Annotated in this window: 2 protein-coding genes and 2 pseudogenes; all 4 read left to right on the top strand. The window is 64.1% G+C overall.

Annotation, left to right across the window (positions count from 1 at the left end):
* Positions 1-331: pseudogene (locus tag E3O39_RS00020) on the top strand (transposase); the annotation flags it as partial.
* A 72-nt stretch (positions 332-403) separates the two neighbouring features.
* Positions 404-1,598, top strand: a pseudogene (locus E3O39_RS00015) (IS3 family transposase).
* Positions 1,599-1,602: 4 nt separating this feature from the next.
* On the top strand, positions 1,603-2,460 hold the full coding sequence (locus E3O39_RS00010; protein WP_134446141.1) for a hypothetical protein: 858 nt from the start codon (positions 1,603-1,605) through the stop codon (positions 2,458-2,460).
* Positions 2,460-3,212, top strand: coding sequence for an ATP-binding protein (locus E3O39_RS00005; RefSeq protein WP_134446142.1), 753 nt, complete (start codon positions 2,460-2,462; stop codon positions 3,210-3,212). The genes E3O39_RS00010 and E3O39_RS00005 overlap by 1 nt, the downstream gene beginning before the upstream one ends.
* Positions 3,213-3,357: the final 145 nt, after the last annotated feature.

The raw sequence follows: 3,357 nt of genomic DNA, 5'->3' as shown, positions 1-3,357 counted from the left end.
GGTGTCCCGGATCTGCGCGGGCCTGGACGCCGAAGTCGCCCAGTTCCGCGACCGCACCCTGGCCGCGCAGGACTTTCCCTACGTGTTCCTCGACGCCACGTATTGCAAGGCCCGGATCGGGCACCGGATCGTGTCCCAAGCCATCGTCGTGGCGGTTGGTGTTGCCGCTGACGGCCGCCGGGAAGTACTGGGTTTCGACGTGGGTGACAGCGAGAACGAGGGCTTCTGGACCAGCTTCCTGCGGTCGTTGAAGACCCGCGGCCTCGACGGGGTCAAGCTAGTCATGTCTGACGCTCACACCGGCCTGAAGAAGGCTATCGGCACCGTATTCCAGTGAGCTGCTGCGGAGTTCTCGGACAGTGGGCCCTCTTAAGATGAGGGACTACTGAAAGCAGAGATCAGCATGACCGCATCGCTTAGGCGATTTTCCCAGGAGTTCAAGGACGAGCTGTGTCGCGAGGTGATCAACACGTCCAAATCGATCAAGGACGTCGCGACCGCGTATGGCGTCGGCCCCGAGACTCTCCGCAACTGGCTCATCAAGCACCGCGAGGCCAACGGCGGTACCGAGACCGAGCTGACGCTCCCGGAACGGGCCCGGCTGAAGGAGCTCGAGCGCGAGAACCAGGAACTGAAGGCCGAGGCGCTGTTCTTGAAAAAAGCGGCCGCTTACTTCGCGCGGGAGCAGCGGTAGTGAGCAAGTACGAATACATCGACTCCTTGAAAGCCGAGCCCGGCAACCTGAACTCCGTCGTGAAAATGTGCCGCTGGCTGGCCGTGTCGACGTCCGGGTTCTATCACTGGGTGTCTCGGCCGCAATCGGCGACCGCGGCCCGCAGGGCGGCCTTGATCAACCGGGTGCGGCACTTCTTCGAAGAGTCCGACGGCACCTACGGGTACCGCCGCGTGCACGCGGACCTTGCCGCGGAACACTCGGAGTGCTCGCCCGAGCTCGTGCGGCAGATCATGCGCCAGCAGGGCTTGGTGGCCTGTCAGCCGCGCCCATTCCGTGTCACGACGGCCGCGGATGCCGAAGCGGCCGCGAACATGCCCGACCTCGTGAAACGAGACTTCACCGCGGCCCGGCCCGGGGTCAAGTTCGTCGGCGATATCACCTACATCCACACCTGGCAGGGCTTCATCTACCTCGCGACCGTCATTGACTGCTACTCGAAGAAAGTCGTCGGCTGGTCCATCGCCGATCACATCCGCACCGAACTCGTCGCTGACGCCCTCAAGAACGCGGCCGCGACGACCCGGATCGAGCCCGACGCGATCTGGCACTCTGACCACGGCAGCAATACGCGTCAGCTCAGATCACCGCGTTCGCAAAAGCGCACCGCATCACCCGGTCGATGGGCTACACCGGGGTCCGCTGGGACAACGCGATGGCGGAAAGTTTCTTCGCCATGCTCAAGACCGAGTTCTACCACCGACGCGTCTGGCCCAGCAAAAACAAGGCATCTAGAGAGGTCGGCGCCTGGATCGAGGACCGCTACGACCGGCGCCGCCGACACACCTCCCTCGGCCAGGTCAGCCCCGTCGACTTCGAACTGCAATACTCAAACCAGAACGCGGTCGTCGCTAAAGCCGCATAACCCCGTGTCCACTAACCGGGGGCAAGGCCAGAATGCGGTAAACGTCGTCAACAAACGCGTCATCGGCTACCTGGACGATGACGTGTTCACGACCCTCAGCGAACTGAACGCGGCGATCGACGAGCGGGTGCGGGAGATCAACCACGACATCCGCCGCGCGGACGACACGACCCGGTGGGAGAGGTTCGACGCTGAGGAGCGGGAGCTGCTGGCCCCGTTGCCCGATGCCGGGTTCGAGGACGTTCAGTGGAAGGAGCTGAAAGCGGCCCGGAACTATCACGTCACCGTGGACACGCAACGCTATTCCGTGCCCTTCGGACTCGCGGGCAAGCTGCTGCGGGTCCGGCTGACCTCGTCCCAGGTCACCGTCTTCGATGGGCACGAGAGCATCTGCGAACACCCGCGGCTCACGGGCCGGAAAGGCCAGTACTCAACACTGCCGGAACACGTCCCACCCCAATACCGCAACATCGACGGGCTCTGGTCCAGGCGCTGGTTCACCGACCGGGCCCGCAGCGTCGGGCCGGCCACCGTCACAGTGATCGAGCAGATCCTCGACGCCCAAGTGATCGAGGCGCAGGGCTATCTGGCCTGCCAGAACATCCTCGACGGGCTCGGCAAGAACAACCGGGAACGATTGGAAGCGGCCTGCCAAGATCTCCTGAACCGCCGCGCGCATCCGACCTACTCGACGCTGAAACGGTTGATGGCGGCGATCGACAGTGATGCGAAGAAGCCGCGGCCGGTGGTTCCAGCGGCCTCGACACGCAAACGGGTCAGCACCGTCGTCTTCCGCGACACCATGCACGACGTCTATGTTCGCGACGCCTCCCACTACGCACGTGACGAGGAGGGCAAGTGATGTTCACCAGCATCGAATACGACAAGTTCCGGGCCCTGCGCGTCACGCATGTTGCGACCAGGCTGGAGGAACTCATCCAAGACGAGGGCAACGACACCCTCACCCCCGAGCAGCTGTTCCTCACCGCGGTCGATGACGCGTTGGAGTCCCGGCGTATTAACAAGGTCGACAAACTCATCCGTCAGGCCGCGTTCCCGATCCCGGGCGCGACCGTCGCCGAGGTCGACTACCGCGACGGACGCGGCATCACCCCGGTCAGGATGCGCCGTTATGCCGCTCACGACTGGCGTTCGGACCCGACGAACCTGCTGATCATCTCGCCCATCGGAGGCGGGAAAACCTACCTCGCCTGCGCGCTGGCCATCGGCGCCTGCCAGAGCGAACACTCTGTTCTCTACTACCGGATGGATGACCTCGCCCGACGGCTCGTCATCGCTCGCGGCAACGGCATCGCGCACCAGAAGCTACTCAACGACCTCTCCAACATCGACCTGCTCATCATCGATGACTTCCTCACCGTCGGCATCGACAGCGACGCCGCCAGCGACCTTTTCGCGATCCTCGCGAACCGCGAACACCGGCTCCCGACGATGATCGCCTCGCAGACCGGGCCCGCGCACTGGGTTGCTGAGCTGCCGGACCGGGTCGCGGCGGACTCAATCGTGAACCGCCTGGCCAACAACGCCCGGGTCATCAACTTCGGCCAGATCGACATGCGCCGACACCGCAACGGAATTTGTCAAGGTGAATGAGGCCAGCGTGAGTTTAGGCGGCTAGTTTCGGCTCGTCTTCTTGAGATTCGGCGGGCTTGTTGATCCAGGCCGTGTCGGGGGTGGCGAGGATCTTCGGGTCGCAGCTGGTGCTGAAGCGCTCCGGGTGCCGGGCCCGTGCCGCGGA

The sequence above is a fragment of the Cryobacterium sp. MDB2-A-1 genome (assembly GCF_004402675.1).
Classification (GTDB): domain Bacteria; phylum Actinomycetota; class Actinomycetes; order Actinomycetales; family Microbacteriaceae; genus Cryobacterium; species Cryobacterium glucosi.
Note: the sequence above shows the minus strand (reverse complement) of the source record. Positions and strands in the feature narration are given on the sequence as shown.

Excerpts from the sequence above, each read along its gene's own strand:
- E3O39_RS00005 (WP_134446142.1), top strand. The coding sequence starts at position 2,460 with ATGTTCACCAGCATCGAATACGACAAGTTCCGGGCCCTGCGCGTCACG.